This is a genomic window from Arthrobacter sp. Y-9 (assembly GCF_029690065.1).
Lineage (GTDB): Bacteria > Actinomycetota > Actinomycetes > Actinomycetales > Micrococcaceae > Arthrobacter_E.
In genome coordinates, this window is record NZ_CP121463.1 from 1462327 (window position 1) to 1488361 (window position 26035).

At 69.7% G+C, this 26035-nt stretch carries 23 protein-coding genes; 15 read left to right on the forward strand and 8 right to left on the reverse strand.

Features of this window, described 5'->3' with window-relative positions; all coding sequences use genetic code 11:
- Window positions 1–13: 13 nt before the first annotated feature.
- Window positions 14–1483, reverse strand: coding sequence for an amino acid permease (locus tag P9849_RS06440; protein ID WP_278268818.1), 1470 nt, complete (start codon window positions 1481–1483; stop codon window positions 14–16).
- 139 nt (window positions 1484–1622) lie between these two features.
- A complete protein-coding gene (locus tag P9849_RS06445; protein ID WP_278268819.1) occupies window positions 1623–2597 on the reverse strand; it encodes a helix-turn-helix domain-containing protein in 975 nt (324 codons plus the stop codon).
- Window positions 2598–2727: 130 nt separating this feature from the next.
- Here P9849_RS06445 and P9849_RS06450 point away from each other — a divergent pair, with 130 nt between their 5' ends.
- On the forward strand, window positions 2728–3321 hold the full coding sequence (locus P9849_RS06450; RefSeq protein ID WP_278268820.1) for a cysteine hydrolase family protein: 594 nt from the start codon (window positions 2728–2730) through the stop codon (window positions 3319–3321).
- A 24-nt stretch (window positions 3322–3345) separates the two neighbouring features.
- On the opposite strand, the gene P9849_RS06455 is transcribed toward P9849_RS06450, so the two are convergent.
- Window positions 3346–3978 carry a TetR/AcrR family transcriptional regulator C-terminal domain-containing protein gene (locus tag P9849_RS06455; protein WP_278268821.1) on the reverse strand — a complete coding sequence of 211 codons (633 nt, stop codon included), beginning with the start codon at window positions 3976–3978 and terminating at the stop codon, window positions 3346–3348.
- A 270-nt stretch (window positions 3979–4248) separates the two neighbouring features.
- Here P9849_RS06455 and P9849_RS06460 point away from each other — a divergent pair, with 270 nt between their 5' ends.
- The 5 genes from P9849_RS06460 to P9849_RS06480 are packed head-to-tail and all read left to right on the forward strand — an operon-like array spanning window position 4249 to window position 10342.
- The gene (locus tag P9849_RS06460; protein WP_278268822.1) at window positions 4249–5544 is read left to right on the forward strand and encodes an MFS transporter; all 1296 of its coding nucleotides are present in this window, start codon (window positions 4249–4251) and stop codon (window positions 5542–5544) included.
- 2 nt (window positions 5545–5546) lie between these two features.
- Window positions 5547–7175 carry an amidohydrolase gene (locus P9849_RS06465; protein ID WP_278268823.1) on the forward strand — a complete coding sequence of 543 codons (1629 nt, stop codon included), beginning with the start codon at window positions 5547–5549 and terminating at the stop codon, window positions 7173–7175.
- Window positions 7176–7179: 4 nt separating this feature from the next.
- Window positions 7180–8361: a serine hydrolase gene (locus P9849_RS06470; RefSeq protein ID WP_278268824.1), complete on the forward strand. Its 1182-nt coding sequence runs from the start codon at window positions 7180–7182 to the stop codon at window positions 8359–8361.
- Between the two features lie 59 nt (window positions 8362–8420).
- On the forward strand, window positions 8421–9080 hold the full coding sequence (locus tag P9849_RS06475) for a GntR family transcriptional regulator (RefSeq protein ID WP_066215559.1): 660 nt from the start codon (window positions 8421–8423) through the stop codon (window positions 9078–9080).
- A 35-nt stretch (window positions 9081–9115) separates the two neighbouring features.
- Window positions 9116–10342, forward strand: a complete 1227-nt coding sequence (locus P9849_RS06480; RefSeq protein ID WP_278268825.1) for an amidohydrolase — start codon at window positions 9116–9118, stop codon at window positions 10340–10342.
- Window positions 10343–10475: 133 nt separating this feature from the next.
- On the opposite strand, the gene P9849_RS06485 is transcribed toward P9849_RS06480, so the two are convergent.
- Window positions 10476–11117: a hypothetical protein gene (locus P9849_RS06485; RefSeq protein WP_278268826.1), complete on the reverse strand. Its 642-nt coding sequence runs from the start codon at window positions 11115–11117 to the stop codon at window positions 10476–10478.
- Window positions 11118–11226: 109 nt separating this feature from the next.
- Between P9849_RS06485 and gcvH the strand changes: the two genes are divergently transcribed.
- The 5 genes from gcvH to P9849_RS06510 all read left to right on the forward strand — a co-directional run bounded on the left by gcvH (window position 11227) and on the right by P9849_RS06510 (window position 14366).
- Window positions 11227–11613, forward strand: a complete 387-nt coding sequence (gene gcvH / locus P9849_RS06490; protein WP_278268827.1) for a glycine cleavage system protein GcvH — start codon at window positions 11227–11229, stop codon at window positions 11611–11613.
- 122 nt (window positions 11614–11735) lie between these two features.
- Window positions 11736–12215, forward strand: coding sequence for an FHA domain-containing protein (locus P9849_RS06495; protein ID WP_066215548.1), 480 nt, complete (start codon window positions 11736–11738; stop codon window positions 12213–12215).
- A 13-nt stretch (window positions 12216–12228) separates the two neighbouring features.
- The gene (locus tag P9849_RS06500) at window positions 12229–12957 is read left to right on the forward strand and encodes a MerR family transcriptional regulator (RefSeq protein WP_278268828.1); all 729 of its coding nucleotides are present in this window, start codon (window positions 12229–12231) and stop codon (window positions 12955–12957) included.
- Window positions 12957–13514 (forward strand): bifunctional nuclease family protein, encoded by a 558-nt coding sequence (locus P9849_RS06505; protein ID WP_278268829.1) that lies wholly within the window; start codon window positions 12957–12959, stop codon window positions 13512–13514. The genes P9849_RS06500 and P9849_RS06505 overlap by 1 nt, the downstream gene beginning before the upstream one ends.
- Before the next feature lie 261 nt (window positions 13515–13775).
- A complete protein-coding gene (locus P9849_RS06510; protein ID WP_066215540.1) occupies window positions 13776–14366 on the forward strand; it encodes a MerR family transcriptional regulator in 591 nt (196 codons plus the stop codon).
- 138 nt (window positions 14367–14504) lie between these two features.
- Here P9849_RS06510 and P9849_RS06515 read toward each other — a convergent pair whose 3' ends face one another.
- On the reverse strand, window positions 14505–15275 hold the full coding sequence (locus P9849_RS06515) for a ParA family protein (protein WP_278268830.1): 771 nt from the start codon (window positions 15273–15275) through the stop codon (window positions 14505–14507).
- 416 nt (window positions 15276–15691) lie between these two features.
- Between P9849_RS06515 and P9849_RS06520 the strand changes: the two genes are divergently transcribed.
- Window positions 15692–19087, forward strand: a complete 3396-nt coding sequence (locus P9849_RS06520; protein WP_278268831.1) for a pyruvate carboxylase — start codon at window positions 15692–15694, stop codon at window positions 19085–19087.
- Window positions 19088–19180: 93 nt separating this feature from the next.
- On the opposite strand, the gene P9849_RS06525 is transcribed toward P9849_RS06520, so the two are convergent.
- Window positions 19181–20992, reverse strand: a complete 1812-nt coding sequence (locus P9849_RS06525) for a long-chain fatty acid--CoA ligase (RefSeq protein WP_278268832.1) — start codon at window positions 20990–20992, stop codon at window positions 19181–19183.
- A 179-nt stretch (window positions 20993–21171) separates the two neighbouring features.
- Here P9849_RS06525 and P9849_RS06530 point away from each other — a divergent pair, with 179 nt between their 5' ends.
- The gene (locus P9849_RS06530; RefSeq protein WP_278268833.1) at window positions 21172–22236 is read left to right on the forward strand and encodes an ROK family glucokinase; all 1065 of its coding nucleotides are present in this window, start codon (window positions 21172–21174) and stop codon (window positions 22234–22236) included.
- A 10-nt stretch (window positions 22237–22246) separates the two neighbouring features.
- On the opposite strand, the gene P9849_RS06535 is transcribed toward P9849_RS06530, so the two are convergent.
- Both P9849_RS06535 and P9849_RS06540 read right to left on the reverse strand, forming a co-directional pair.
- Entirely contained in the window at window positions 22247–22777 is a 531-nt protein-coding gene (locus P9849_RS06535) for a hypothetical protein (protein ID WP_278268834.1), read from the reverse strand.
- The gene (locus P9849_RS06540) at window positions 22774–23556 is read right to left on the reverse strand and encodes an alpha/beta fold hydrolase (protein ID WP_278268837.1); all 783 of its coding nucleotides are present in this window, start codon (window positions 23554–23556) and stop codon (window positions 22774–22776) included. The genes P9849_RS06535 and P9849_RS06540 overlap by 4 nt, the downstream gene beginning before the upstream one ends.
- Window positions 23557–23678: 122 nt before the next feature.
- Here P9849_RS06540 and P9849_RS06545 point away from each other — a divergent pair, with 122 nt between their 5' ends.
- Together P9849_RS06545 and P9849_RS06550 are read left to right on the forward strand one after the other, a co-directional pair.
- Entirely contained in the window at window positions 23679–24407 is a 729-nt protein-coding gene (locus P9849_RS06545; RefSeq protein ID WP_278268838.1) for a lysophospholipid acyltransferase family protein, read from the forward strand.
- 137 nt (window positions 24408–24544) lie between these two features.
- Complete coding sequence (locus P9849_RS06550; RefSeq protein WP_278268839.1) at window positions 24545–25948, forward strand: 3-deoxy-7-phosphoheptulonate synthase class II; 1404 nt, start codon at window positions 24545–24547, stop codon at window positions 25946–25948.
- Window positions 25949–26035: the final 87 nt, after the last annotated feature.

Sequence of the window (26035 nt, forward strand, 5' to 3'; positions counted from 1 at the left end):
GAGGAGGTGGCCGTCAGGCCTCTTCGGCGACCTCGAGTTCGATCCGCCCGGTGTGCCGTGGCTTGATGGCGACGAGGTACACGACCGACAGAGCCCCGGCCAGGACCACGCCCACCAGCACCGCCAGGCGGCCGGTGTCCGAGAACAGCAGGACCACCAGGACGAACGCCATGAACGCCAGGGCGATCCAGCTCAGGACGGGCCAGGCGGGCATCCGGTACGCGCCTCCGCCCACCCGCGTGCCACGCAGCTCGCGGCGCATCCGGAAGTGCGAGACGAGGATCATCACCCAGGTGAAGACGGTCGCGAAGGATGCGATGGACGCCACGAGGACGAACAGGGTGTCCGGGATCAGCAGGAACGCGACCAGACCGAGGATCAGGCCGCTGAACACCATGGTGACCGGCAGGAACGGAACGCCGGTGCGGCTCAGCTTCAGGAAGCTCCGCGGTGCCTGACCCTGCTGGGCCAGGCCGTACAGGGTGCGGATCAGGGTGTACGTGATCGCGTTCATCGCGGAGAGCGCCGCCGTGAGGACCACCGCGTTGATGATGTGCTCCGCAGCGGGGATGTTGAGGCCGGTGAACACCTGGACGAAGGGGCTGCCCTGCGTCCCGATCTTCCTCCACGGGAACAGGCAGAACATGACGCCGAGGGAGAGGATGTAGAAGATCAGGATGCGGAACGGCACGGAGTTGACGGCCTTGGGGATCGCCTTCCCCGGGTCTCCGGTCTCGCCCGCGGTCATGCCGAGGGTCTCCACGCCGCCGAAGCTGAACACGACGATCGCGAGGCTCATGACGATGCCCCACACGCCGAACGGTGCGAAGCCGCCGTCGTCCACGAGGTGATGCAGGCCGGGCTCGGCTCCGCCCATCGAGACGCCGAAGACGATCAGGCCGATGCCGCCGACGATCATCGCGATGATGGTGACGACCTTGATGAGGGAGAACCAGAATTCGAGCTCGCCGAACACGCTCACCTGGAGCAGGTTCAGGCCGCAGATGATGAGCATGGCCGCGAGCATCCAGACCCAGCCGGGCGTGCTGGGGAACCACAGCCCCATGTACTTGCCGGCCGCCACCATGTCCGCGATGGCCACCATGAGCATCTCGAACGCGAACACCCAGCCGGTCAGAAAGCCGGCGAGGGGGGAGATGTAGCGGTCCGCGTACTGGGCGAAGGAACCGGCCACCGGATGGCGGACGGCCATCTCGCCGAGCGCGCGCATGACGATGAACACCATCGCACCGGCGACGATGTACGCCAGGAGCACGGCGGGCCCGGCGGCCTTGATGGTCTCCGACGAGCCGTAGAAGAGGCCGGTGCCGATGGCCGAGCCGAGGGCGATGAAGCGGATGTGCCGCGTGGACAGCCGGCGCTGCAGATCGGCGGCCGGACCGGAGGAATCCGGTGCGGGGAAGGACGTGCGGACACTGCGCTGTGCCGTCGGGCGTCCCTGAGCTGGTGGTGATTGATTCATGACTCACGTTCCGGGGAGGAGTGGTTTACCCGCAGAACTTTTCCACAGGCGTCCGGCAATGCCCAAAATCGGCCGGGCCGGTGGCCGACGGGCTGGGTGACACAGGGGCGGGGATCGCGCGAGGGCCGGGATCGCGCGCTCAGGCGCGCGCGGGCCTGCCGAACTCCTCGCGGTAGCGGCTCGGGGTGGTGTCCAGCTGCCGGGCGAAGTGTTCCCGCAGTCGTGCGGCGGTCCCGAACCCCGCGCGCCGGGCGACGGATTCGACGTCCAGCGGGGAGCCTTCCAGGAGCTCCCGGGCGAGCGCGAGCCGCTGGGTCACGAGCCATTGGTGGACGGTGGTGCCGGTGCGGACGCGGAAGGCGCGGGTGAAGGTGCTCCGGCTCTGGTGGGCCTGCGCGGCCAGCGCGTCGATCCCGAGAGGTTCGTGCAGCCGGTCCAGCGCCCAGGTCATGGCGTCGGTGACCGGATCGGATTCCTGGCGGGGGACCGGCGCTTCGATGAACTGCGCCTGGCCACCGGGACGGTGCGGGGCGGCGACGATCCTGCGCGCCACGCGATTGGCCGTCTCCTGGCCGCGGTGGCGGGCCAGGAGGTGCAGGCACGTGTCGATCCCGGCGGTCGCGCCGGCCCCGGTCACGAGACTGCCTTCATCCACGTACAGCCGCTCCGGACTCAGCCGGACGGAAGGGAAGCGGTCGCGGAACGTCCCGGTCCAGCTCCAGTGGGTGGTGGCCTCCCGGCCGTCCAGCAGGCCGCTGTCCGCCACGACGAAGACGCCGAGGCACAGGCCCACCACGACCGCCCCTCGCTCATGCGCGCGGCGCAGGGCATCGGTGACGTCCGCGGGCGCCGCCGTCGTGGGGTCGGACCACCAGGGCACCACGATCAGATCGGCGTCGTCGAACGCGTCCAGGCCGTGCTCCACGAGGAGCGAGTAGCCAGCGCCCGTCCGCAGTGGTCCGGGCCGGCGGCCCACCACCGTGATGTCCCAGGGCTCCATCGCTCCACGAGGCGACTCGGACCCCCAGACGAGGGACGGCACCGAGAGGTGGAACGGATTGATCCCGTCGAACGCGAGGACGGCGACGCGCGGAGCTGCTGCGGTGTGGTTCATGACGCCTTCCTGTCCCGGGCCATGAGGGTGACCCCGAATCGACGAATCGTGACCCGATTCGACCTGTTCGACCGGGATCGGCTCAGAGACCATGGTATCCATCAGCAGTCATCACCAAGGAGAGACGATCATGACCAGCCCCACCCTGCGCGAACTCGGCCACGAGACCACCACCCCCGCGGACCTCAGCCGCGCCACGGTCATCCTGGTGGATTACCAGAACACGTACACGCAAGGCGTGATGGAACTCGACGGCTGGGAGGCGGCCCTGCAGGAGGCTTCCGCGTTGCTGGAGCGTGCCCGCGCGTCGGGCTCCACAGTCCTCCACGTGGTGCACGACGGCGGCCCCGGCAGCCCGTACGACCTGAACCAGGAGGTGGGGCGCATCCACCCGGCCGTGGCGCCGCGGGAGGGTGAAGAGGTGGTGGTCAAGACGGCGCCGAACTCCTTCGTCGGCACGCGCCTGGGGGAACTCGTCGACGCCGCGGGATGGAATGACGTGGTGATCGCGGGCTTCATGACGCACATGTGCGTCACGTTCACCGCGGAAGGCGCCCTGCTGCGGGGCAACGCCCCCACCGTGGTGGCCAGCGCCTGCGCCACCCGCTCCCTCCCGTCCGTGGCCGGTCCGGTCACCTCGGAGGAACTGCACCGTTCGGCCCTGGCCACGATCGGGGACGTCTACGGCGTGGTCGTGGAAAGTGCGGCTGATCTGTTGAGCTGACCTGTTGAATGGCGCGGAGGGACGTCAGGAAGCGTCGGTCTGAGTGGCCCGGTGCGCCGCCAGCCGGGCGCGCAGTGCGGTGAGGAGCATCTCCAGCCCGATTTCGAACGCCTGATCGCTCCTGCCTTTGCCGCTCGGCTGCAGTGTGAGAAGGCGTGCCAGATGCAAGGTGGGCGTGGTCGGCTCCCAGACGTCCTCCGGCGCGGCGAAGTCGAGGCCTGAACCGAGCGCGAAGGCGTCGAGGAGCTGGATCAGCACCAGCACCTCCTCCTCCGGGAAGCCTCCCCGCAGGAGGATGCCGGCCATGTGGTCGTACGAGGCGATGGCCGCCGCGTCGGTGACCGTCTCCGTGACGATGAGCGGCACGATGTGCGGATGTTCCGTGTACATGCGGCGCTCGGAGCGGACCAGCAGCTCGACGGCCTCGTCCCACGGCAGTCCGTCCGGGATGTCGCTCATGTACCGCTCGACGAGCCGGCCGCGGACGAGCTCGATGATCGCCCGCCGGCCGTCCAGGTGGTTGTAGAGCGAGGACGGCTGGACGCTCAGCGCCCGGGCGAGGGCGTTCACGCCGAACGGCTTCCCCGAATCGATGAGTTCCATGGCGGCGTCGGCGATGCGAGCCGCCGTGAGGACGGGAGTCCGGGGACGTGCCATGGGCTGCTTTCGGAAGGCGGGCGGGGTGAGGGCGCGCGACGCCGGCCTCCGCCGCCGTCGCGCATCGTCCAGCCTAGCGCGGGCCGGGTGAGTCCGGGCCGGCCCGCCGCCCCTGCGGCGATGGATTTCCCCCCCAGGAGCGGGCAGGACTTCCCATTCCGCGTGACGTGGGTCATACTCATAAACGAATGCTATTCGTTTATTGCGGAGGACGGCCGTCCCCGCCCGTCCCGGAGCCGGCAATGCCGCCGTCTTCCCGCCTGGAGCACCATGACCCACCCCCGACCCGCCACGCGCATCCCTCTGCGCCTCGGCAACGCCTCGGCCACCTTCGCCATCGCCGTCGCCGGTTACCTCGGCGTCAATCTCTCGCCCTACATGATCAGCGCCCTCGAGACCTCGGTGGGCGTGGACTTCATCACCGCCGGATGGATCGTCACCGGAGTGCTGCTCGCCACCGCCATCGCCGGCCTCCTGGTGGCCCCGCTGTGCGCCGGACCCTGGCGGCTCCTGGTCGCCCGCGCCGGACTCGCGCTCGCGGTGCTCGCCTTCGGCGCCGCGGCCCTGGTTCCCTCGCCCGCTGTGATCATCCCCGGCCTTCTGCTCGGGGGTGTGGGCGCCGGCGGTGCTGTGGCCGCCTCGGGCGCCGCGTTCGCGGCCTTCACCAACCCCGACCGGGTCGCGGGCCTGAACGGGCTCGTCAACCGCGGCGTGATCACGGTGGTGCTCGCAGTCGTCCCGGTGCTCGGCCTGGCACCCGTGAACGTCTTCGGAGCGCTGGCACTGTTTTCGCTCATCGGACTCCTGCTGAGTGTCTGGCTGCCCGGAGCGCCCGTGGCCGGCGGCGCGGTCGGCGCGGCGGTTGCCGAGGCCGTCCCGCTCGCAGTCCCCGCGACCGAGTCCCTCCCGCTCATCCGTCCCGCCGTCCCGGCCGCTCCGAGGACTGTCGCCCTCGCCGGATGGGCGCTGCTGGTCACCTTCGCTCTGTGGGCCGTCAGCGAGGACTCCCTCTGGGCCATGGGTGGCGTGGTCGGCGGCGCCGTGGCCGGCGTGACTCCGGAAGGGCTGGGCATCGCGCTCAGCGGCGCGACCGCGGGCGGACTGATCGGCTCCCTCCTGCTCATGATCGTGGGGGACCGCCTGGGGCGCGCCGTCCCGCTGGCCATCCTGCTGGTGCTGGGCAGCGCCCTCAAGATCTGCTCCTCGCTCGTCAGCGATCCGACGGCCTTCATCATCATCTTCATCGCCTGGAACACCGTGTACGCCGTGGCGTTCATGTTCTTCGTCGCCACCGCCGCCGCGCTGGACGCCGATGGCCGTTGGTCCGGCCCCCTGCTGGCCGTGTACCTCGTGGGTTCCAGCCTGACCCCCGTGATCGGGGCCGGACTCGTCGACGCCCTCGGTCACCAGGGCTTCACCCTGCTGCTCGGCGTGGCCAGTCTGCTCCTGGCGGTTCCCGCCGTCGCGGTGGCACGGCTCTCCACGCGCCAGGCCGCCCCGGCCGCCCACCCCGCGCCCGGCGCGGACCGTCTTCCCCTTGCACACACCGAACCCCAGGAGGCCTGAGAATGGCACGCACGCTCTACCACAACGCCCTGATCTTCACCGCGAACGGCGAGGGCCGTGAGGAATGGGCCCAGGCCCTCGTCGTCGACGACGCCCGGATCGCCTTCGCCGGCTCCGAGGCGGACGCGCGCGCCGCCGCAGGGGGCGCGGACACCGTGGACCTCGGCGGCCGCCTGGTGGTCCCCGGCTTCGTGGACGCCCACACGCACCTCCTCATGACGGGCGAGGCTCTCGGCAAGGTCGAACTCACCGACGCCCGCAGCCTGCACGAGATCCAGAACCGGCTGCGCGCCGCCCGGCAGGCCGAGCCGGGCGCGGACCGGGTGCTGGGGCGCGGCTGGCTGTTCGACTCGGTGCCCGGTGGCGAGCCGACCGCCGCGATGATCGACGCTGCGGTCGCGGACGTGCCGGTCTTCCTCGACGCGAACGACTACCATTCCTGCTGGGTCAACTCCGCCGCGCTGGCCGCACTGGGGATCACGCGGGAGACGCCGGACCCCATCGGCGGCCGCATCGAACGGGATGCGGAGGGGAACGCCACGGGCATGCTCTACGAGACGGCGGCCCAGCACTTCGTCTGGACCCACCTCGCCTCGGTGACGAGCGACGCGGAACGCGACGCCGCGATCGACCGCACCTTCGAGGCGTACCTCGGCACCGGGGTCACGGGCGCCGTGGACATGGCCCTCGACGAGGTGTCCCTCGCGACCCTCGAGCGTGCCGTCGAACGCCATGGCGGCTCCCTGCCGCTCCGCGTCGCAGCACACTGGTTCATCGACAACACCGGGGATGACGCGCAGAACATCGCTCAGGTGGAGCGTGCCGCCGAGCTCGCGGCGCGCCTGACCAACCCGTCCCTGCGGGTGGTCGGGGTCAAGTTCATCATCGACGGCGTGATCGACGCCTGCACCGCGGCCATGAACAAGCCCTACGCCGATCACTCCAACGCCGAGCCCATCTGGCCTCTCGAACGGCTCAAGCCGGCGCTCGCGGCGGCCGATGCGGCAGGACTCCAGGCCGCCCTCCATGCGATCGGCGACGCCGCGAGTGACATCGCCCTGGACGCGATCGAGCACGCCATCAAGGTCAACGGGGACCGTCCGCGACGGCACCGGATCGAGCACCTGGAGTACGCAGCCCCCGGGACCGCCCGGCGCATGGCGGAGCTGGGAGTGATCGCCTCGATGCAGCCGGTCCACACCGACGCGGCGGTCCGGGCGAACTGGGACGCCATGCTGGGTGATGACCGAGTGAACCGCGGCTTCGCCTGGCCCGAGTATGAGGAGGCGGGCGCGCTGCTCGCGTTCTCGACGGACGCTCCCACCGCTCCGTACGGCGCCTTCCCGAACCTGTACGTGGCGACCACGCGGAAGTCCGCGCTGGACGCCTCCTATGATGCGGTGCAGCCGGAGCTGGCCCTGCCGCTGGCCCGGGCGCTGGGCCACGCGACCCGCGACGCCGCCGCTTCGGTGGGCGACGGCGCGACCCACGGCCGCCTGGCCGAGGGCTACGCCGCGGACTTCGTCGTGGTGGACGTCAATCCGTTCGCCGAGGGTGACCAGTCCCTCCTCAAGACCAGTGTGGTGGAGACCGTCGTCGCCGGACACAGCGTCTACACGGCGGGGGAGTGACCCCATGAGCGTGGAGAACGGGACGAGAATGCCGGCAAGCGCCGTCACCGTCGCCGACTGGCAGGACCCGGCGAACCTGTGCTGGTCCTTCCAGCACATGGACACCTTGTTCCCGACGCGCACCATCAGGCCCGGCGCCGCCGTGGTCCTGGAGGACCGTCCGTGGGAGCTGTCCGGTCTGCCCGTCGCCCTGCCGGACGGCACCGGGTCGACGGTGGGGTCGGTCCTGGATGACACGGACACGGACGCCTGGCTCGTGCTGCACGGGCGGACAGTCATCGCCGAACAGTACTGCGGCGCCATGACACCGCACACCCGCCACCTGCTCATGTCCGTGAGCAAGTCGCTCGTGTCTTCGGTCGTCGGCGCTCTGGCGGCCCGGGGGTCCCTCGACGTCGAGCGGACGGTGGGGGAGTACGTGCCGGAACTCCGGACCGCAGGCTATGGCGGGGCGCGGCTCCGCGACCTCCTGGACATGCGCAGTGGGATCCGCTTCTCCGAGGAGTACCTGGACCCGGCCTCCGAGGTGCGGGCGCTGGACGAATCGGTGGGCTGGGCGCCGCGGCGTCCGGGTGGCCCCGCCTCGCTGAAGGAATTCCTCGCGACGCTCGAGCAGGAACGGGAACACGGCGGCTACTTCGACTACCGCAGCTGCGAGACGGACGTCCTGGGCTGGGTGTGCGAGGCGGCCGGCGGGAAGCCCTTCGCCGAGCTCGCCACGGAGCTGCTGTGGAGCCGTCTGGGCGCCGCCGACCCCGCGTTCATCACAGTGGACTCCGAGGGCACCGGGATGTTCGACGGCGGCATCTGCGCGACCCTGCGCGATCTCGCCTGCTTCGGCGCCATGATCCGTGACGGCGGGGTGGCGCTGAACGGCGAACGGGTGCTCCCGGCGGAGTGGGTCGACGACATCTTCGCGGGCGGTCCGGATTCCACGGAGGCGTTCGCCGCCGGTCCGGAGGCCGAGCACACGCCGGGCGGGCGGTACAGGAGCCAGTTCTGGTTCCTGGATGGGCGTCCGGATGTGGCGTTCTGCCTCGGGATCCACGGTCAGATGGTCTACATCAACCGCACCACGGGGGTGGTCGGGGTGAAGTTCTCCAGCTCCGCCCTTCCGGTGGACCCGGTGAAGGGTCCCGCCACTGCCGCGATGTTCGACGCGATCAGCGCCCACCTGGCGTCCTGACCACGACATTCCCTCTTTGGTATTCCAAAAACGGATGTTCGTGGTGTGATAATGGGGGAATGTCCAACACGGAGATTTTCGAGCCGGAGTCCCTCCGCGTGACCCGTCAGATCCGCGACGAGATCCTCGACGGCGTGCGCCTGCCCGGCAGCAAGCTCGTGGAGCGGGATCTGGCCCAGGAACTGGGCGTCAGCCGTCTCCCGGTCCGCGAGGCTCTGCGGACGCTGGTGTCCGAAGGCCTCGTGACGCCGCGGCCCCGCACCTGGGCCGTGGTCCGGGAGTTCTCCGCGTCCGACGTCGTCGACCTCAATGAGGTGCAGGCCGCGTTCGAGTCCCTGACGTTCACCCTGGCCGCCCAGCGGCACAACCGTGAGGGGCTGCGGCGGCTCAAGGACGCGCTGGACCGCGAGTTCCAGGCGGCCGAGGCGGGCGACGCCGTGCGTGCCCGCCGTTCCGGCGCCGATTTCCACGAGATCGTCACATCGCTGGCCGGCAATGAGCTGCTCAACGAGCTCCAGGGCATCCTGAGCAGCCGGATCCGCTGGCTCATGGGCCAGCATGACGACCTCATCCGGGTGGCGGAGGAGCATGCGGCGCTCTACGAGGCGATCGCCGACCGCGACGTCGCCCGCACCCAGGTCCTGATCGGCCAGCACATGGTCAGCAGCCGGAGCCAGGCCATCGCGAAGCAGGCCTCGTCCGCGGACTCCCACGCCTGACCCTGCACTCCTGAACACCGCGTCGAAAGGCGACCATGCTCCTCCGCAACGTCCGACCCTGGGGCGGCGCCGCCTCCGATGTCCTGCTCGACGGCGAGCTGATCGCCGCCATCCGGCCGCATGACCCGGTCGCGGCCGCGGAACCCGGGCAGGATGTCGTCGACGGCCGGGGGCGCCTGCTGCTGCCGGCCTTCAGCGACGTCCACGTGCACCTGGACTCGACACGGATCGGGCTGCCGTTCCGGGAGCACACGGGCCGTCCGGGCGTCTGGGGGATGATGAGCAACGACCGGGAGAACTGGCGCTCGGCCGAGATCCCGCTCGGGGAGCGCGTGGCCGGCACGCTGGAACGCATGATCGGACGGGGCACCACGCGGGTCCGGTCCTTCGCCCAGGTGGACGTCGACACGGGCCTGGAGAAGTACGAGGCCGTGGTGGCCGCGAAGGAGAAGTTCGCCGGGCAGGCGGAGGTCCAGATCATGGTCTTCCCGCAAGCGGGCATCCTCCTGGAAGAGGGCACCCCGGAACTGCTCGAGGAGGCCCTGCGGCAGGGCGCGGACGTCATGGGCGGCATCGATCCGTGCCAGCTGGACCGGGACCCGGTCCGCCATCTGGACATCGTCTTCGGCCTGGCCGAGAAGTACCAGGTCGAGGTGGACGTCCACCTCCACGAGCCCACCGATCTCGCGATCTTCAGCACCGAGCTGATCATGGAACGGACCCGGGCGCTCGGGATGCAGGGCAAGGTCAATCTGTCCCACGCGTACACGCTGGGCGGATCCTCTGAGGCCACGACCCGTTCCCTGATCGAGCGAATGGCGGAGCTCGACATCTCCCTCACCACCGTGGCGCCCGCCGCGGCCGGTCAGCTTCCCCTCCAGGACCTCACCGCGGCCGGGGTGCGCGTCGGCCTGGGGGAGGACGGCCAGCGGGACTATTGGAGTCCTTATGGCAACTGCGACCTTCTGGACCGCGCCTGGCAGCTCGCCTTCACCCGTGGCTTCCGGGCCGACCGCCTGGTGGAACACGCGGTCGCCGTCGCCACACGGGGCGGTGCGAGCATCATGGACCACTCCCTGGCCCGCCTGGCGAGCGTCGACGACCGTCCCGGCCTCGACGTCGGTGACCGCGCCGACGTCGTGCTGGTGGACGGCGAGACCGTGACCAGCGCCGTGATGGACCGCGGCACTGACCGCACCGTGCTGCACCGCGGCCGCGTGGTCGCCGATCAGTACCGAGTCGAGGGCGGCGCCGGCTACTGACGCCACCGACGGCGTGACCGCCCGACGCCCTGACCGCCTGAGGCCGTGACTTGGTGCGGCCGGAACACGGGAACGGCCCCCGCACCTGAGGTGCGGGGGCCGTCGTCGTGGTCAGAGCCTCTTACCGCTCCGGCTATTGCTCCTGTCGGCGCTCCTGGGCCTGCTGGGCCTTGGCGGCGGCGCGGGCCGCCTCCTTCTCCTCGAGCAGCCGCTGCTTCTCCACGGCCTTGTACAGCTTCGCCTGCTGGCCGCGGCGCCGCCAGAGCTTCCACAGCACCAGGGCCACGATGAAGAGGACCGCGCCGATGATCGCGCCGATCCCGCTCCACAGTGGGAACCACGTAGGCCCGGTGCCGATGATGCGCTGGGCGTTGTGCGCGGCATTGGAGCTGCCCCAGGCGATGCCCGCCGTCAGGAGGTTCGGGGTGGACACGGCCACGGCGATCACCAGGATCACGGCCTTCCATGGCCAGGTGATCTTCTTGTGGGTGGCCTGCCAGGCGATCCACAGGGAGAGGAAGGTCAGGATCAGGCCGTACCCCAGCCCGAGGAAGACGCCGCCGGAGCCGGGTCCTGCCTGCCCGTTGATGTTCTTGGCCCATTCCACCGGGACGACGGCCGCCGCGATGAAGTAGGCGATCACCGCCACTGCCAGGAGGATGGCGCCGAGGATGATCCAGGTGAGGGTCCTGGATTTCCCGGCGGATGAGGATCGGGGTGCCTGTCCCTGCCCTGACGTGGGCGGAGGCGTGATGGAGCCGCTCTGTTCACTCATGGGATCATCATGGCACGTGCCCGGCCACTGAGGCTCGTAATGTGCCTATACTTTCAGCGTCGGTTGCCGTGATCCAGGTGACCACCAGAATCAGACGAAAGGCCAGGCGATGAGCAACATCCCCGCAGAGCTGTCCTACACCGCCGAACACGAATGGGTTGCGAGCACGGAGCAGGACGGTGTGGTGCGAGTCGGCATCACCGATTTCGCCCAGGACGCGCTCGGCGATGTCGTGTACGCACAGGTGCCCGAGGCAGGGACCTCCGTGACCGCCAACGACGTCGTCGGCGAGGTGGAGTCCACCAAGAGCGTCAGCGACATCTACGCACCGGTGTCGGGTGAGATCGTGGCCCGCAACGAGTCGCTGGACGCCGATCCGGCGCTCATCAACTCCGATCCGTACGGCGCCGGCTGGCTTTTCGAGGTCCGCATCGCCGGTGCGGACGAACTGTCGGGCCTGCTCAGCGCCGAAGCGTACGGTCAGCAGGTAGGCTAGAAAGCAGCTGTCCGTGCTGTCCGGGACGACTGGTCCCGGACAGCACGCACCGTTCCCGGATCCATCACCGGAGGATCCGGGAAAGAACCCCCGCCGAGGCGAGAAGAGTGAGGAGCCGCCCGATGTCTGAACAACCATCGGTCCCCGTCGAACCCGCAGACGAAGCCGCATTTGAGGGCGAGTCCACGGACACCACCTCGGTGTACCTTCCGGTCCTTTCCGACGTGGTGCCGGCCGACCCGAAACTGGGTCCGGAAGACATCGCGTCCATCGCGGCCCTGCCGCACGGATCCGCTCTGCTGATCGCGCACCACGGCCCGAACGCCGGGGCGCGCTTCCTGCTGGACACGGACCGTGTGACCGTCGGGCGTCATCCCGACGCCGAGATCTTCCTGGATGACGTCACCGTATCCCGTAAGCACGCGGAGTTCGTGCGCACCCCTGCGGGCTACGAACTGGTGGACACCGGCAGCCTGAACGGCAGCTACGTCAACCACGACCGCGTGGACCGGGTCCTGCTCAAGAGCGGAGTGGAAGTGCAGATCGGCAAGTTCCGGCTGAACTACTACCCGAGCCCGGCACGCCCGGCCGGCCAGGACTGAGGCGCCGCGCAACGTGGCACTTGCACAGTCCGGCCGGCGCCAAGGCGCCGCCGTCGTCCTGAACATCGGAGAAGTCCTCGCTCAGCTGAACGAGGACTTTCCCGGTATTTCCGCCTCCAAGATCCGTTTCCTGGAGGAGAAGGGGCTCATCACGCCCCAGCGGACCCCTGCCGGTTACCGCCAGTACAGCGAGGCCGACGTCGAGCGTCTGCGCTTCGTCCTGGCCCTGCAGCGGGATCAGTACCTGCCGCTCAAGGTGATCCGCGATTACCTCGACGCTATCGACCGCGGGGAGCGTCCGGACAACCTGCCGGGCGGCATGAAGCTCTCGCCCAAGCTGGTGTCCGAGGATCCCGCCGAAGCCCTGCGCGGCCGCTCGCGATTGCTGAGCGAGTCCCAGCTGCGTGCCGAGTCCGGAGCCAGTGTGCGCCTGGTCAAGGAACTTCTCGACTACGGGATCATCACCCATGAGGGCGGCCAGTTCGACGAGTACGCCCTCCAGGTGACCGCGAGCTGCGCCCGCCTGGAGGCTCAGGGTCTGGAGCCCCGCCACCTGCGGCCCGTGCTGGCGGCCGCCGAACGCGAGTTCGCCCTGATCGAGCGGGCTGTGGCGCCGCTGGCCTCGCGGAAGGACTCGGGCTCCCGCGCCCGCACCGCCGACGCCGCCCGTGAGCTGAGCGGTCTCCTGCAGGACCTTCACCAGGCCGTCATCCAGGGCCAGATCTCCCGATTGGAGAAGTGATGATCGAGGTAGAGGTGGTCGGAGTCCGGATCGAGCTTCCGGGCAACCAGCCTCTGGTGCTTCTGAAGGAGACCAAGGGGGAGCGGCACGTTCCCATCTGGATCGGTCCTCCGGAGGCCAGTGCCATCGCGCTGGCTCAGCAGGGCGTGGTCCCGCCGCGTCCGCTCACCCACGACCTCATGCTGGACGTCATCCAGGCCCTCGGCCGTTCCCTCGTGTCCGTGACGATCGTGAGCGTGGAGGACTCGGTCTTCTACGCGCAGCTGCAGTTCGACGACGGCACGAGCGTGAGTTCCCGCGCCTCCGACGCGCTGGCGCTGGCCCTTCGCAGCCACTGCCGGATCTGGTGCGCCGAACAGGTCCTGGACGACGCAGGAGTCCTCATCGAGATCCAGGACGAGGACGCCGAGGTCGCACGACCCGCCGGCGGACACGAGGATGAGGACCCGGACGACGCCGCGGCGGCCGCCGCCCCCGCGACCGCCGAGCAGGAGCAGGAACTCCGGCAGTTCCGCGAATTCCTCAATGGCGTGGAACCCGAGGATTTCGAGCCCTGATCCGGGTTCCGGGCCGTCCCGGACCCGCCTTAAGCTTCAAGTTCAGCGTTAAAGTTTCGACACGGCGCGAAAAAGCGCCGAACGTCTTTGACCTGGGGGCCTCGCGGCCCTAACGTCGAAGTATCAGGTTCCCATTGCCACCCGGCATCGAGCCGTTCACACTGGAAGCAGGGGCCGCCCCAGGGCGGTGTGACTTCCCGTGTGGGCAGAGCCGCCGGTCCGGCGCTTCGCACCCCGGGAACCCTTGAAGAGGAGGAAGACGTGAGTCCGAAAGGCGACGCGGGCAAGCGCCAGCACGCAGGCGCACCCATTGCCCCCGCTGCGGGCGCCCAGGGGCTGCTGTTCAGCGAGGACCTGCCGCTCCTGGACGAGGACGCCGGCTACCGCGGTCCCACCGCTTGCAAGGCGGCCGGGATCACCTACCGTCAGCTGGACTACTGGGCCCGGACGGGTCTCGTGGAGCCGACGGTGCGCGGTGCGGCCGGTTCCGGCTCCCAGCGCCTCTACAGCTTCCGGGACATCCTGGTGCTCAAGGTGGTCAAGCGTCTCCTTGACACCGGAGTCTCCCTCCAGCAGATCCGTTCCGCCGTGGAGCATCTGCGGGAGCGCGGCGTGGAGGACCTCGCCCAGATCACGCTCATGAGCGATGGCGCCAGCGTCTACGAGTGCACCTCCGCCGACGAGGTCATCGACCTGGTCCAGGGCGGCCAGGGCGTGTTCGGCATCGCCGTGGGCCGTGTCTGGCGTGAGGTCGAAGGCACCCTGGCGGAGCTGCCGAGCGAGCACGCGCTGTCCCAGGATTTCCCCGAGGACGAGCTCAGCCGCCGTCGGGCGCAGAAGAAGATCAGCTGATCCCTTCCCACGAACGCTGAAGGCCGGTCCGTCTCTGACGGGCCGGCCTTCGCTTTGAGCTGTGCGGTTCCTGCCTTGCTCTCGGGTCGCTCCGAGTGCTGTGCTCTCGATGCTGCGGCTTCGTGACCGCGGCCGGCGTCAGGCCTTGCGGATGGCCGCGAGAAGCTGATCGTAGACGGCCGCGACGCCCTTGGCCGAGTCGCCCGGCCACTGGTGCACGGCGTGCGCTGCGCCCTGGATCTGCTGCCAGTTCGCCAGTTCCGGCACCACCGGCTCCAGGAGCAGGGGGCCGAACATGGAACGCATCTCGTCCAGACGGTACATGTGCTCGCTCGACCCGAGGCGGACACGGTTGGCCACGATCCCGGCGGGATTGAGCCGGGGGGAGAACTCGCGGCGGAACATGTCGATGGCGCGCAGCGTCCGCTCGGTGCCCGCGACGGAGAACAGACCAGGCTCGGCGACCAGGACGACGTCGTCGCTGGCGTTCCAGGCCATCCGCGTCAGACCGTTGAGCGACGGCGGGCAGTCGATGAGCACCAGGTCGTAACCGGTGACGGGCTCCAGCAGCTGCCGGAGCCGGCGGAGGTCGCGACGGCCCAGATCCGGGCGGTCGTAGATGCCTGAGTAGGCGGAACCGATGGCCACGTCCAGAGTGCCCTGTCCGTCGGCCCAGGAGCTCGGCGTGAGGTGATCCGCCAGACGAGCCCGCCGTGCGGTCTTCAGGAGCCTGCCGATGTCGGTGACACGGCCGGCGCTGGTTCCGAGGGCGGTGGAGGCGTCGGCATGGGGATCAAGGTCCACCACGAGGGTGGGGACACCAGCGGCCAGTGCAGCGGATGCCAATCCCGTGGTGACAGAGGTCTTGCCCACTCCACCTTTGAGACTGCTGACGCTTACGACTCGCACTTCTGAACCCACACCCCTGTAACTCGACACTTGGTGTTCTCTGCCGTCCCCGCGGTCCACGGACCGGCTCCGCAAGGTGGCATCACCTTCCATCATAGGGGCGGGCGCAGCTCCGTCCGTCGGATTGCGCCGCGGGAGCCGGACCCGTGTGTCGCGGACGGGGCGCGAGGCGGCATCCGTGCAGACTTCCCCCGTGGTGCGCCGTCAGCTGTCGAGCCGGCCCGGAACTCCGCCGTCGCACACCCGGGCCGCGGCGCGGCGCGGCCCGGACTTCCCGTGTCACAGTCGCTTCGCGGTCGAGCGAAGGGCCACCTCAGGCCGCTACTGTGATAGCAGTCACCACTCCTTGTGTGGTGAGTGACACATGGTCAGACTTGGGGCACGGGAACAACCCGGCTTGTGACGTACGGAGAAGCATGTTTTCCAAGATACTGGTGGCCAACCGCGGCGAAATCGCGATCAGGGCCTTCCGCGCCGGCTATGAGCTGGGCGCCAAGACAGTGGCGGTCTTCCCTCATGAGGACAGGAACTCCATCCATCGCCAGAAGGCAGACGAGGCGTACCTGATCGGCGAAGAGGGGCACCCGGTCCGGGCCTACCTCGATGTGGAGGAGATCGTCCGGGTCGCGAAGGAGGCCGGTGCGGATGCGATCTATCCCGGATACGGCTTCCTCTCCGAGAACCCCGGGCTGGCAAGCGCGGCCGCGGAGGCCGGGATCACCTTCGTCGGCCCGCCGGCGGACGTCCTGGAGCTGGCCGGCAACAAGGTCGCTGCTCTCGCCGCGGCCCGCAAGGCCGGGGTCCCCGTCCTGAAGTCCTCGGAACCGTCCCGGGACATCGAGGAGCTCCTGTCGGCCGCACAGGAGATCGGATTCCCGATCTTCGCCAAGGCCGTCGCCGGCGGCGGTGGCCGCGGCATGCGCCGCGTCGAGAAGCCGGAGGACCTGCGGGAGGCGCTCGAAGCCGCCATGCGTGAGGCGGATGCCGCGTTCGGTGACCCGACCATGTTCCTGGAGCAGGCCGTGCTGCGGCCCCGGCACATCGAGGTGCAGATCCTGGCCGACGCCGAGGGCAACGTCATGCACCTCTTCGAACGTGACTGTTCCCTCCAGCGCCGTCACCAGAAGGTCATCGAGATCGCGCCGGCGCCGGACCTGGATGACAGCATCCGGCAGGCGCTCTACCGCGATGCCGTGGCGTTCGCCAAGGCGCTCGGATACGTCAACGCCGGCACCGTGGAGTTCCTGGTGGACACCGCGGGCGAGCGGGCCGGGCAGCACGTCTTCATCGAGATGAACCCCCGTATCCAGGTGGAGCACACGGTGACCGAGGAGGTCACGGACGTGGACCTCGTGCAGGCCCAGATGCGCATCGCCGCGGGCGCCACCCTCGCGGACCTCGGCCTCTCGCAGGAGACCGTCAGCCTCAAGGGCGCGGCGCTCCAGTGCCGCATCACCACCGAGGACCCCGCCAATGGCTTCCGGCCCGACGTCGGGAAGATCACCGGCTACCGCTCCGCCGGTGGCGCCGGTGTCCGGCTCGACGGCGGCACCGTCTACTCCGGCGCCGAGATCAGCCCGCACTTCGACTCGATGCTGGTCAAGCTCACGTGCCGCGGCCGCGACTACCCGGCCGCGGTGGCCCGCGCCCGGCGTGCCCTCGCCGAGTTCCGCATCCGCGGCGTCTCCACCAACATCCCGTTCCTGCAGGCCGTGCTGGACGATCCGGACTTCGTGGCCGGCAAGGTCGCCACGTCCTTCATCGAGGAGCGGCCCGAACTGCTCAAGGCCCGCACCTCGGCCGACCGCGGCACCAAGCTGCTGACCTGGCTGGCCGAGACCACGGTCAACAAGCCCCACGGCGAGCCGCGCGTGAGCACAGGTCCCGAGGTCAAGCTCCCGGAGATCCCCGAGGGGGAGGCGCCGGCAGGTTCGCGGCAGCGGCTGCTGGAACTGGGCCCGGAAGGCTTCGCGAAGGCGCTCCGCGAGCAGTCCGCCGTCGCTGTCACCGACACGACGTTCCGCGATGCTCACCAGTCCCTGCTCGCCACCCGTGTGCGCACCAGGGACCTCGTGGCGGCCGGTCCGGCCGTGTCCCGCCTGCTGCCCGGCCTCTTCTCGGTGGAGGCCTGGGGCGGTGCGACGTACGACGTCGCGCTCCGCTTCCTGGGAGAGGACCCCTGGCAGCGCCTCGCCGCGCTCCGGGAGGCCATCCCGAACGTCTGTCTGCAGATGCTCCTGCGCGGCCGCAACACCGTGGGCTACACGCCGTACCCGGAGGAGGTGACCCGGGCCTTCGTCCAGGAGGCCGCGGCCACCGGCATCGACATCTTCCGCATCTTCGACGCCCTCAACGACGTCGACCAGATGGAACCCGCCATCCGCGCGGTCCGCGAGACCGGCACCGCCGTGGCGGAGGTGGCCCTCTGCTACACCGGCGACCTCCTGAACCCGGATGAGGATCTCTACACCCTCGACTACTACCTGGAGCTCGCCCAGCGGATCGTGGACGCCGGGGCGCACATCCTGGCCATCAAGGACATGGCCGGTCTGCTGCGTCCTGCCGCGGCCGCGGTCCTGGTCAAGGCGCTCCGCGAGCGGTTCGACCTTCCCGTGCACCTGCACACGCACGACACGGCGGGCGGTCAGCTCGCCACGCTCCTCTCCGCGGTCGACGCCGGCGTGGACGCCGTGGACGTCGCCTCGGCGGCCCTGGCCGGCACCACGAGCCAGCCGGCCATGTCCGCGCTGGTCGCCGCTCTGGCGCACACCCCGCGGGAGACGGCGCTCGAGCTGTCCTCCGTGGACGCCCTGGAGCCGTACTGGGAGGCCGTCCGCAGGGTCTACGCACCCTTCGAGTCGGGGCTCGCCGCACCCACCGGCCGTGTCTACCAGCACGAGATCCCGGGCGGCCAGCTCTCCAACCTCCGTCAGCAGGCCATGGCCCTCGGTCTCGGCGAGCGGTTCGAGGCCATCGAGGACATGTACACGGCCGCGGACCGGATCCTCGGCCGCCTCGTGAAGGTCACCCCGTCCTCCAAGGTGGTGGGCGATCTGGCCCTGCACCTCGTGGGTCTCGGCGCGGACCCGGAGGAGTTCCGGGAGAACCCGCAGAACTTCGACATCCCGGATTCGGTGATCGGCTTCCTCAATGGTGAACTCGGCAACCCGCCCGGAGGCTGGCCCGAGCCGTTCCGCAGCAAGGCGCTGCAGGGCCGTGCCGTGAAGCCCCGGGACGTGGAGCTGAACGCGGAGGACTCGGAGGCGCTGCAGGGCGACTCGGAGACCCGCCGCGCCACCTTGAACCGGCTGCTCTTCGCGGGCCCGACCAAGGATTACCTGCGGAGCCAGGAGAGCTACGGCAACCTCTCGGTCCTGGCCACCCGTGACTACCTGTACGGGCTGCAGCGCGGCGAGGAGCACGTGATCGAGCTCGAACGCGGTGTCCGTCTCATCGCGAGCCTGGAGGCCATCTCCGAGCCCGATGAGAAGGGCATGCGGACGGTGCTCTGCAAGCTCAACGGCCAGTCGCGTCCGGTCGTGGTGCGGGATCACTCCGTCACCAGCAACGTCAAGGCCGCCGAAAAGGCCGACCCGGCCGTCGCGGGCCAGGTGGCGGCTCCGTTCGCGGGCGCGGTCTCGCTCAAGGTGGCGGTGGGCGACACCATCGAGGCGGGCGACGCCGTCGCCACCATCGAGGCGATGAAGATGGAGGCCTCCATCACCTCGCCGGTCGCCGGGACGGTGCAGCGTCTGGCGATCTCCGCCGTCGAGCAGGTCCAGGGCGGCGATCTGCTGCTCGTCATCGGCTGACGACACGGGGTGCCCGGGCTGACCGGGCACCCCACACGACGGCGGCCCGGCACCAGAAGGTGCCGGGCCGCCGTCGTCTGTGGCGTCCGCCGCTCAGGCGGGCTTGGGCGCGGAGTACATCTCCTCGATGACGTCCGAGTAGTCCTTGACCACCTGGGCGCGCTTGACCTTCAGCGAGGGGGTCAGGTGGCCGGAGGCCTCCGTGAAGTCCTCGGTGACGATGCGGAAGGACTTGATGGCCTCGGCGTGGGACACGGATTCGTTGGCCTTGGAGATCAGCTGCTGCACCGCCTCCTTCACCTTGTCCTCACGGGCCGCATCGGCCAGGGACAGGCCGGAGGAGAGCCCGTGGCGTTCGAGCCAGCCCGGCAAGGCTTCCTCGTCGAGCGTGACGAGGGCACCGATGAAGGGCCGGTTGTCGCCCACCACGAGCACCTGGGACACCAGGGCGTCAGCGCGGATCTGGTCCTCCAGCAGGGCGGGCACCACGTTCTTGCCGCCCGCTGTGACGATGATCTCCTTCTTGCGGCCGGTGATGCGGAGGAAGCCCTGCTCGTCCAGCTCGCCGATGTCTCCCGTGTGGAACCACCCGTCGGTGAATGCCTCCTCCTGCAGCTCGGGGCGGTTGTAATAACCCCGCATGACGCAGACGCCCTTGGCGAGGATCTCGCCGTCGTCCGCGATCCGCACGGCATTGCCGGGCAGCGGAGGGCCGACCGTGCCGATGCGGTTGAGGTCCAGCGTGTTGACGGTGATGGGCGCGGTGGTCTCGGTCAGGCCGTACCCTTCGAGCACCAGCAGGCCGATGCCGTTGAAGAAGTGGCCCAGCCGTTCGCCGAGGGGGCCGCCGCCGGACACCGCATGGGTGACGTGGCCGCCCATGGCCTCACGGAGCTTCTTGTAGACGAGCGCGTCGAAAAGGGTGTGCTTGAGCTTGAGACCGAGGCCCACCTTGCCGGCCTGGCGTGCCCGCGAGTAGGCGATCGCGGTCTCGGCGGCCTTGTGGAAGATGGCGCCCTTGCCGCCGTCCTCGGCCTTGGAGAGCGCCGAGTTGTACACCTTCTCGAAGACGCGGGGCACGGCCAGGATGAAGGTCGGCTGGAAGCTCTGGAGGTCGGGCAGGAGGTTCTTCACATCCGGAGTGTGGCCCACGCGCGAGCCCGCGGCCACGGCCAGGACCGAGATGAACCGGGCGAACACGTGGGCCAGCGGCAGGAACATGATGGTCGAGGCGCCCTGGTTGACGATCACCCCCAGCTGGGCGAGTGCGTTGTCGGAGAGTTCCGCGAAGTTGCCGTGGGTGAGCTCGCAGCCCTTGGGACGTCCGGTGGTGCCGGAGGTGTAGATGATGGTGGCGATGCTGTCGAGGGAGGAGCTGCTGCGGCGTTCCTCGAGCTCGGCGTCGCTGATGTCCGCTCCGGCGGCGCGGAGTTCGTCGAGCCCGCCGCCCTCGATCTGCCAGACGTGGCGCATGCCGTCCAGGTTCTCGGCCCGGACGGCGGCGCGGATGGCGTGTTCGTGGTGGGACTGCTCGGCGAAGGCGGCGACGGCGCCGGAGTCGCCGAGGTTCCAGGCCACCTGGCTGGGGGAGGAGGTCTCGTAGATCGGGACGGAGATCGCGCCGGCGAACCAGACGGCGAAGTCCACCAGCGTCCATTCGTAGCGCGTGCGGGACATGATGCCCACTCGATCGCCCTGCTGCACTCCATTGGCGATCAGTCCCTTGGCGAGCGCCGAGACGTCATCGAGGAACTCGGTGGCCGAGATGTCCTGCCAGGTCCCGGAGGCGTCCCGGGTGGCGAAGAGGGCCGGGTTCTTGTCACCGCGGGCGTGCCGCAGCAGGAAGTCGGTGATGTTGCTGGCCGGGTCCAGATGAACCTTGGCCGGCATGCTGAATTCTCGCACGATAGCTCCTTCGATATCCCGTCCCCCGACAGGGCTTGAACCAAGCCTAGTACCCGGGGGTTTCCGTGGCGCTGAGGCCGGGGAGTCCGGGTCCGGCGCGGGCTGCTGCGCTCGAGGGATGTGATCCACATTATATCTACTCGCCAGTAACTTAGTGTCCGCGTCCCTAAGATGGGCTCATGCAGCACACCATCCCGCGCGCCGGCCGCAGACCGTCGCTGGCCATCGGCATCGACATCGGCGGCACCAAGGTGGCGGCGGGGCTGGTGGACCAGCACGGCCGCATCCTCCGTTCGGAACGCCGGGACACTCCGGGGCAGGACGCCGCGCGAGTGGAGGAGGTCATCGCGGAGCTCGTCGAGGAGCTGAGCGGCGGCCGCCGCGGCGCCCCCGTGGGCATCGGCGCGGCAGGCTGGATGGACCTCGACGGCGGCACGGTCCTTTTCAGCCCGCACCTCGCCTGGCGCAATGAACCCTTGCGCGCCCGGCTGGAGGAGAAGCTCCGCCGGCGCGTCCACGTGGTCAACGACGCGGACGCCGCCGCGTGGGCCGAGTGGCGCTTCGGGGCGGGTCAGGGCGAACCCCGGCTGGTCTGCGTCACCCTCGGCACCGGGATCGGCGGGGCCATGGTCAATGACGGACGTCTGGAGCGGGGGAGGTTCGGCGTCGCGGGGGAGTTCGGGCACGCGATCATGGTTCCCGGCGGCCACCGCTGCGAATGCGGCAACCGCGGCTGCTGGGAGCAGTATGCCTCGGGCAACGCCCTGGGCCGGGACGCCCGTGAACTGGCCGCGGCCAACTCGCCGATGGCCCAGGAGATCCTGGCCGCCGCCCACGGCGACGTGCAGCGGATCACCGGGGCCCTCATCACCCGCCTGGCTCTCGAGGGCGATCCGCAGAGCCGCGAACTCGTGGCCGACGTCGGGGAGTGGCTCGGGCTCGGCCTGGCCAACCTCGCCGCGGCCCTGGACCCGGGCACCTTCGTGATCGGCGGCGGACTGTCCACGGCGGGCGACCTGCTGCTCGACGCCGCGGAGCGGACGTTCCACAGGAACCTCACGGGCCGCGGGTTCCGGCCGGTGGCGCGGGTCGCCCTGGCGAAGCTCGGTCCGGATGCCGGGCTCGTGGGTGCCGCGGACCTCGCGCGGAACGCGGCCCGGCGGGCTCCTCTACGCGGTGCGCCGGCGCTCAAGGCGCCGTGGAGCGCCCGTGGTTCCGGGCCGAGGCCGCGCGCCGGCCGCTGATGGCTGCTGCTCAGAGGCGGGCGCCGTCGTCGTAGTCGTCATCACTGCGGTGCGGCAGCTGCCACAGGAGGTAGCCGATCCCTGCCACGAAGCCGGCGATGAGCACCCACCAGACCGGCTGGGGTGCGGAGCGCCAGAAGATCAGGAGCAGCACGATCAGCAGCGGGCCTCCTGCGGCGCCGGCCCAGGCGAGGGTGAGCCGGGGATCGGCTTCACTCAGGGGACCGGGGTCCTCCGGGACGAAACTGTCGAGTTCTTCTTCCACGTCGGGGTCGGTGACGTAGTCCCGGGGTCCGCCTCCTGCGGACGGCGGTGCGGCCGGGCTGCTGAGGCCGAGAGGGTCGAAGGCGGAGAAACCGGACCCGGTCCCAGGGGTCTGGGGGGCAGGCGTGTCGCCGCTGTCGGTGGCCTTCAGCCGCGCGACCAGGTCCTCCCAGACCGCGTCGTCGTCCTGGCCGGAGTCGCCGGAATCACGGGGTTCCTCCGGCGGGGGCTCCTCGGAGGAACGGCTGCCGGACACGTTGTCCTCGCCGGGGGTCATCGCCTGGCCCCCAGGGAGTCGATGAAGCGGACGCTCCCGTCGAAGATGAGCGGGGCGTCGTTGTCCACGGTTGCGACATGCAGGCTGTTCTCCAGCCACTCGATGTCCAGCAGCCCGTCACGCAATCCGTTCTGCAGGGCGCGGACGCTCGAATCACCCACGATGTGGTCCGTGCGCGAGCGGAACAGGTGCACCGGCGTGCTGATGCGGGGGAGCAGCTCCCGGGTGTTCGCGAAGAGCTTGTGCAGCTCATGGACGGACGCCGTGGGCGTCCGGGTGTAGGCGCCCTCGTCGACGCCAGGCTTGAGGATGTCGTTCGCGATCGACGGGGTCGACTTCACCAGGTGCTTGAGCAGACCGGAGAGCGGGGCGCGCCAGTCGTCGATCACGAGGCCCGGGTTGACCACCACGGTCCCGGCCACGGGTTTGCGCGCCGCGAGCCGCAGGGCGAGGCAGCCGCCCATCGAGAGCCCGGCCGTGACGATCGTGTCGCACAGCGGCACGAGTTCCTGGTAGCTGGCCTCGTAGGCCTGGTACCACTCCTGCCAGCTGCGGGTGGACATGTCCTGCCACGTGGTGCCATGGCCCGGAAGCAGCGGCATCCGCACCGCGAAGCCTGCGTCCGCCAGATGAGCGGCCCAGTCCCGGAGGCCGTGCGGGCTTCCCGTGAAGCCGTGGGACATGACCACGCCCACACGGGCGCGCGGACCGTGTCCGTCGCTGCTGAACGCGTCGTGAGAGATGGCCGATTGCTCCGGATGCAGTGCCTCGTTGCTCATGACTCCATCATTCCCCAAAGTGGCGGGACATGGGACCCGGCGGGCCCATCCATGTAGTCTGGGCGCAGGTTCCGGGCTCTGTGAAGGCCCACCTGACACCGCCACTTCCAAGGAGGACGGCCATGTTCTACTGGCTGATGAAGAACGTGATCATCGGGCCACTGGTCAAGCTGATCTTCCGTCCCTGGGTCAAAGGCCTGGACAACATCCCCCAGGAGGGTGGCGCCATCCTGGCCTCCAACCACCTCTCCTTCTCCGATTCGGTGTTCATGCCGCTCGAGGTGCCGCGTCCGGTGGTCTTCCTGGCCAAGAGCGACTACTTCACGGGGCGTGGACTGAAAGGCCGATTGACGGCGGCCTTCTTCCGTCTGACGAACCAGCTGCCGATGGACCGCTCGGGAGGCGCCGCCTCCAGCCTGTCGCTCGGCGCGGGGGCGGAGGTGCTGAAGAACGGCGAGCTGCTCGGCATCTACCCGGAGGGCACCCGCAGCCCGGACGGACGGCTGTACCGGGGCAAGGTGGGCGTGGCCCGGCTCGCCCTCGAATGCCGGGTCCCGATCATCCCGGTGGCCATGATCGGCACGGACAAGGTGCAGCCCATCGGCCGCAAGGTCCCCAGCATCCGCCGGATCGGCGTCATCTTCGGGGAACCGCTGGACTTCAGCCACCTGGCGGACCGTGCCGAGGAGTACGAGGTGCAGCGCCAGGTGGTGGACGCCGTGATGGAGCGGCTCATGAGGCTCTCCGGGCAGGAGTACGTGGACAAGTACGCCGCCACGGTCAAGGCGGAGGCGGCCGCTGCGGCCGCCGGCATCCGTCCCGACGACGGCGGGCACCCGGCGTCGTCCTGAACGCCCCTGCGAAGCGTCGGCCTGGAGCGCCGTCCGAAGCGCGCCCCGCAGCGCCTTGCGGAGGCGCTCTCCGTCGATGACGTCCGTCCTATGGACCCGAAGCGGTGATCCCGTCCGGGGCGTCTAGAATCGACCGTGTGACTGAGCTTTCCACCACCGCGGCCCCCGACTCTTCCGCCGCCTTCGCGGCCGCATCCCAGAGCGGGGCGGCCGACTATCCCGGCCTCGACCAGTGGCGTTCGCTGCCGATCAACCAGCAGCCCACCTGGTCCGATCCTGAGGTCTTCGACGCCTCGGTCAAGGAACTGTCCATCCTTCCCCCGCTCGTCTTCGCGGGTGAGGTCGATGTGCTGCGCGAACGCCTTGCGGCAGCAGCCCAGGGACGCGCCTTCCTCCTGCAGGGCGGCGACTGCGCGGAGACCTTCGAGGCGGCCACGGCCGACCGGATCTCCTCCCGGGTGAAGACGATCCTCCAGATGGCCGTCGTCCTGACGTACGGCGCCTCGCTCCCCGTCATCAAGATGGGCCGCATGGCGGGGCAGTTCGCCAAGCCGCGGTCGTCCAATGACGAGACCCGGGACGGCGTCACCCTGCCGGCCTACCGTGGTGACATCGTCAACGGGTACGAGTTCACCCCCGAGTCCCGTGCGCATGACGCCAGTCGCATGCTGCGGGCGTACCACACCTCGGCCTCCACGCTGAACCTCATCCGGGCGTTCACCACGGGTGGCTTCGCCGATCTCCGCCTGGTGCACCAGTGGAACAAGGGCTTCACGGCCAACCCGGCCCACGCCCGCTACGAGTCCCTGGCCAAGGACATCGACCGTGCCATCACCTTCATGCAGTCCTGCGGCGCGGACTTCGAAGCCCTCAAGCGGGTGGAGTTCTTCGCCAGCCACGAGGCGCTCCTCCTCGACTACGAGCGGGCCCTCACCCGGATCGACTCCCGGACCGGGTTCCCGTACGACACGTCCTCGCACTTCCTGTGGATCGGTGAGCGCACCCGCGAGCTGGACCACGCCCACGTGGACTTCCTGTCCCGCGTCCGCAACCCGATCGGCGTCAAGCTCGGCCCGAACACCTCGGGCGATGACGCGCTGCGCCTCATCGACAAGCTCGACCCGAACCGCGAGCCCGGCCGTCTGACCTTCATCACGCGCATGGGCGCGGGCAAGATCCGCGAGAACCTCCCGCCGATCGTGGAGAAGGTCACCGCCTCCGGCGCCCAGGTCCTCTGGGTGACCGACCCGATGCACGGCAACACCGTGACCAGCAAGAACGGCTATAAGACGCGCCGTTTCGACGACGTCATGGACGAGGTCCGCGGCTTCTTCGAGGTGCACGACGCCCTCGGAACCTTCCCGGGCGGTCTGCACGTGGAGATGACGGGCGACGACGTCGCGGAGTGCCTGGGTGGCGCTGACCCGATCGACGAGGCGGCCTTCGAGGACCGTTACGAGTCGGTCTGCGATCCGCGCCTGAACCACATGCAGTCCCTGGAACTCGCGTTCCTGGTGGCCGGGGCGCTTTCGAAGCGCTGAGGCTGAGGCATCGGCCGGGGCGACCCCGGCGCGCAGAAGAGGCCGGTCCGTTTCTTACGGACCGGCCTCCGGCGTCTCCGGGCCGGC

What these genes read in the sequence shown, in the direction of transcription:
- P9849_RS06440 (WP_278268818.1), bottom strand. Translation starts at nt 1,483, where the DNA reads ATGAATCAATCACCACCAGCTCAGGGACGCCCGACGGCACAGCGCAGT.
- P9849_RS06445 (WP_278268819.1), bottom strand. Translation starts at nt 2,597, where the DNA reads ATGAACCACACCGCAGCAGCTCCGCGCGTCGCCGTCCTCGCGTTCGAC.
- P9849_RS06450 (WP_278268820.1), top strand. Translation starts at nt 2,728, where the DNA reads ATGACCAGCCCCACCCTGCGCGAACTCGGCCACGAGACCACCACCCCC.
- P9849_RS06455 (WP_278268821.1), bottom strand. Translation starts at nt 3,978, where the DNA reads ATGGCACGTCCCCGGACTCCCGTCCTCACGGCGGCTCGCATCGCCGAC.
- P9849_RS06460 (WP_278268822.1), top strand. Translation starts at nt 4,249, where the DNA reads ATGACCCACCCCCGACCCGCCACGCGCATCCCTCTGCGCCTCGGCAAC.
- P9849_RS06465 (WP_278268823.1), top strand. Translation starts at nt 5,547, where the DNA reads ATGGCACGCACGCTCTACCACAACGCCCTGATCTTCACCGCGAACGGC.
- P9849_RS06470 (WP_278268824.1), top strand. Translation starts at nt 7,180, where the DNA reads ATGAGCGTGGAGAACGGGACGAGAATGCCGGCAAGCGCCGTCACCGTC.
- P9849_RS06475 (WP_066215559.1), top strand. Translation starts at nt 8,421, where the DNA reads ATGTCCAACACGGAGATTTTCGAGCCGGAGTCCCTCCGCGTGACCCGT.
- P9849_RS06480 (WP_278268825.1), top strand. Translation starts at nt 9,116, where the DNA reads ATGCTCCTCCGCAACGTCCGACCCTGGGGCGGCGCCGCCTCCGATGTC.
- P9849_RS06485 (WP_278268826.1), bottom strand. Translation starts at nt 11,117, where the DNA reads ATGAGTGAACAGAGCGGCTCCATCACGCCTCCGCCCACGTCAGGGCAG.
- gcvH (WP_278268827.1), top strand. Translation starts at nt 11,227, where the DNA reads ATGAGCAACATCCCCGCAGAGCTGTCCTACACCGCCGAACACGAATGG.
- P9849_RS06495 (WP_066215548.1), top strand. Translation starts at nt 11,736, where the DNA reads ATGTCTGAACAACCATCGGTCCCCGTCGAACCCGCAGACGAAGCCGCA.
- P9849_RS06505 (WP_278268829.1), top strand. Translation starts at nt 12,957, where the DNA reads ATGATCGAGGTAGAGGTGGTCGGAGTCCGGATCGAGCTTCCGGGCAAC.
- P9849_RS06520 (WP_278268831.1), top strand. Translation starts at nt 15,692, where the DNA reads ATGTTTTCCAAGATACTGGTGGCCAACCGCGGCGAAATCGCGATCAGG.
- P9849_RS06530 (WP_278268833.1), top strand. Translation starts at nt 21,172, where the DNA reads ATGCAGCACACCATCCCGCGCGCCGGCCGCAGACCGTCGCTGGCCATC.
- P9849_RS06535 (WP_278268834.1), bottom strand. Translation starts at nt 22,777, where the DNA reads ATGACCCCCGGCGAGGACAACGTGTCCGGCAGCCGTTCCTCCGAGGAG.
- P9849_RS06540 (WP_278268837.1), bottom strand. Translation starts at nt 23,556, where the DNA reads ATGAGCAACGAGGCACTGCATCCGGAGCAATCGGCCATCTCTCACGAC.
- P9849_RS06545 (WP_278268838.1), top strand. Translation starts at nt 23,679, where the DNA reads ATGTTCTACTGGCTGATGAAGAACGTGATCATCGGGCCACTGGTCAAG.